2 protein-coding genes and 1 pseudogene are annotated in these 2,752 nt (G+C 70.5%); all 3 read right to left on the bottom strand.

Annotated elements, in window-relative coordinates; translation table 11 throughout:
- The coding region (locus tag OOT08_RS01240) for a ribonuclease HI (RefSeq protein ID WP_325090764.1) at nt 1–238 on the bottom strand (238 nt) is incomplete at its 3' end.
- An 85-nt stretch (nt 239–323) separates the two neighbouring features.
- A complete protein-coding gene (gene ftsY / locus OOT08_RS01245; protein WP_325090765.1) occupies nt 324–1,196 on the bottom strand; it encodes a signal recognition particle-docking protein FtsY in 873 nt (290 codons plus the stop codon).
- 10 nt (nt 1,197–1,206) lie between these two features.
- Nucleotides 1,207–2,752 (bottom strand): annotated as a pseudogene (locus OOT08_RS01250) (AAA family ATPase); the annotation flags it as partial.

Here is a 2,752-nt window from a genome sequence, read left to right on the forward strand (position 1 = left end):
CGGGCATCCACTCGGTGAGGCACTTGATGACGTACTGGCTGTCGCAGATGATCCGCAGGTCATCGTCGAGGTGAGCCGTGGCGCGGAGAAACTCCAGCACGGCCTTCAGCTCGGCCTGGTTGTTGGTGGCGTGCTTCCACCCGCCAGCGCCCCAGCAGGAGTCGTCTACGACCCAGGCCCAGCCTGCGGGGCCGGGGTTGCCGAGCGCGGATCCATCGGCGGCTACGGTGATCGTCATGGTGCCCTTTCGTCTCAAAACAGCCTAACGGGGCGCGCGCGGGGAAACGCCCGAGCGAGCCCTCGCCCGGGAAATGTGTGCGGCGTTAGCCGACGAGCTGCTGCGCGAACACGTGCGGGGTGAAACCGGTGAGGTCGCCGATCCCCTCGCCCTGGCCGACGAGCTTGATCGGCAGGCCCGTCTTTTCCTGCACGGCGAGCACGAAACCACCCTTCGCGGAGCCGTCGAGCTTGGTCAGCACGAGGCCGGTGACCCCGGCGTGCTGGATGAAGGCCTCAGCCTGCGCGAGCCCGTTTTGGCCCGTGGTGGCGTCGAGCACGAGGAGCACCTCGGCGATCTCCGACTGCTTCTCGACGACCCGGCGGATTTTGCCGAGCTCGTCCATGAGCCCGCCCTTGGTCTGGAGGCGGCCGGCGGTGTCGATGATGGCGATGTCGAAGTCCTCCTCCTTGGCGCGGGTGACGGTCTGGAAGGCGACCGAGGCGGGGTCCTGTCCCTGCTGCTGGGGGCGCACGATCTCGGCGCCGGAGCGCTCCGCCCAGGTCGCGAGCTGCTCGACCGCGGCCGCGCGGAAGGTGTCCGCGGCGCCGACGAGGACGCGCTTCTGGAAGGTCGCGAGGTAGTTGGCGAGCTTGCCGATCGTGGTCGTCTTGCCGACCCCGTTCACCCCGACGACGAGGATCACCGCGGGCCGGTTCTGGAGGCGCAGCGTCGGATCGAACTTGGCGAGCCGCTCCTCGACGGCGTCCCGAAGCATCCCGCGGAGCTCCTTCGTCTCCGTGACCGAGTGCCGCTCCACGTCCGCGCGCAGCGAGTCGAGGACCTGCTCGGTGACATCGGGGCCGAAGTCGGCGGTGATCAGCGCGGTCTCCAACTCGTCCCAGGTGTCCTCGGTGATGAGTTCTTTACCGAAGATGCCACGGAAGGCGTTTGCGAAAGACCAGGAGCGTTGCGACATGCCTCCGAGTCTATTCGGTTTCTGTGCCCGCTTCTCGGGACGCCATCCGCTGACCGACCACGGCGGAGATGCCGTCCTGCCGCATCGAGACCCCGTAGAGCGCGTCCGCGATCTCCATCGTGCGTTTCTGGTGCGTGATCACGATGAGCTGGGACGTCGCCCGGAGTCCCTCGAAGACCTGGAGCAGCCGCCCGAGGTTCGCGTCGTCGAGCGCGGCCTCGACCTCGTCCATGATGTAGAAGGGGCTCGGGCGGGCCTTGAAAATCGCGATCAGCCAGGCGACGGCGGCGAGGGAGCGCTCCCCGCCCGACAGGAGCGAGAGCCGCTCGACCTTCTTGCCCGCGGGGCGGACCGTCATCTCGATGCCCGTGCTCAGCAGGTCACCGGGGTCGCTCAGCGCGATCTCGCCCGAACCGCCCGGGAACAGCACGGGGAACACCTCGGCGAAGGCGGCCTGGGTATCGGCGAAGGCGGCGGCAAAGATCCCCTCCATCTGCTCGTCCAGGTCCGCGATGATCGAGAGCAGGTCTTGGCGGGTCTTCGTCAGGTCGGTGAGCTGCTCGGTGAGGAAGCGGTGCCGCTGTTCGAGCGCCGCATACTCCTCCAGCGCCAAGGGGTTGATGCGGCCGAGTTCCGTGAGCTGGCGTTCCGCGCGGCGCAGGCGGGCCTCCTGCTCCGCGCGCACATAGGGCACCCCCGGGGTGTCCTCGTGGCCCTCGTCCGGCTCGGCTTCCGCCGCTGGCTCCTCCGGGGACCCGGGGGTCAGGGGCACGAGCTGGTCCGGGCCGTACTCGGCAACGAGCACGTCTTCGACGAGCCCCAGTTCGCTCCCGGCGCGCTCCAACAGGGAGGAGAGCTGCAGCTTTCGCTCATAGCTCGTGAGCTCGGCACGGTGCGTCTGCTCGGTCAGGAGCCGAAGCCGCTCACGCAGCTCGGCCTCCTCCGAGCGAACCAGGGTCAGTTCCTGACTCGTCCGGGCGCGTTCCTGCTCCGCGGCGACCTGCTGTTGCCGGGCCTCCGCGAGCGAGCGGTCCACGGCGGCGCGCAGCCCCGGCAGGGCGTCCGCGACCCGGCTCGCGCGGGCCCGCTGCCGCGCGCGGAGCACCGAGCGGCGCGCGGCCTCCTCGGCGGCGCGGCGCTCGCGATCCAGCTGCTCGGCCAGGCGCTCTGCCTGCTCCCGCGCCGCCCGGAGCCGTTCGCGATGGGTTTCCAGGGCGAGCCGGGCCGTCAGCTCCAGCGCCCGGGCCGCGTCCAATTCCTCGAGGAGGGCATCGCGCTGGGTGACATCCAGGATGGGCCGGGGCCGGGATTCGGCATCGGCAAGCTGTGCTCGGGCCGTCTCGGCCGCGCTTAGGGCCTCGGCTTCCGCCGGCTCCGTCGCGCCGAGCGCCTGCGCGAGCCGTTCCGCCTCGGCCTGCGCCGCCTCGGCCCGCACCTGCAGCCGGTTCCGGGTGTCTCGGGCGCGGTTGCGTTCGCTCTCCTGGGCGCGCATCTGCTGGAAGAGCTCCGCCGTCTCGGCCTTCGCCGCCCGGTGCGCCTCCCGGCCAGCCTCCAGT

Origin of the sequence: Leucobacter sp. M11, assembly GCF_035726885.1 — a bacterium.
Taxonomy (GTDB): domain Bacteria; phylum Actinomycetota; class Actinomycetes; order Actinomycetales; family Microbacteriaceae; genus JAPFRB01.